The 599-nt window shown below is 60.3% G+C and carries 1 protein-coding gene; it reads left to right on the forward strand.

Features of this window, described 5'->3' with window-relative positions:
- A partial coding sequence (locus tag AC3WQR_RS31565; protein ID WP_492745986.1) for a TagF domain-containing protein occupies positions 1 to 389 on the forward strand: 389 nt, incomplete at its 5' end.
- Positions 390 to 599: the final 210 nt, after the last annotated feature.

Here is a 599-nt window from a genome sequence, read left to right on the forward strand (position 1 = left end):
GGATGGGGGTGTTGATGCCTTCGGTGGATGGGGTGGGGCGGTACTTTCCGTTCACGCTCGCCGTTGAATTGGATGAAGGCGTACCTGGTGCGCTGCATGGAGAGGCGCTTGTTGCTGCGCTTCGGTGGTGGGCGTTGGGGACGCAGGCTGTGCTTGAAGGGCTTGAGGGTGATTTGGATGCGCTGCGGTTTGATGCGGTGCTGAGTCAGTTGTTTGTGACTTCTGCAGCCGATGAGGCCGCTGTTGAGGGCCGATCGCTCGAGCTGCCTTTGGCTGGAACCTCGCTTTGGATGGAGACGCCTGGTTTGGAAGGCGGGGTTCGGATGTTGGCTACTGGGCTTCCTCGGGATTTGCAGTTTGAGGCTTTGTTTCTTGGGGGTGGGGAATGAGGGCGGTGCTTCCTTTTCCTTCCCGAGGCCGGGAGTTCCGCCCGGCGGCGGACTTACTTTCTTTTGCTTCGCCAAAAGAAAGTAAGCAAAGAAAAGGCGACCCCACTGTCTGCGACCCCTGCGCTTCGCTACGGGGCAACCTGCGGTGCTCGCGTTTCGCGGGGTCTCGCAGAACTCGCTTCGCTCAAACAGCTGCGAGCCCTGATCCGC

It is taken from the genome of Variovorax sp. FW305-3-2-15-B-LB1, assembly GCF_058787635.1.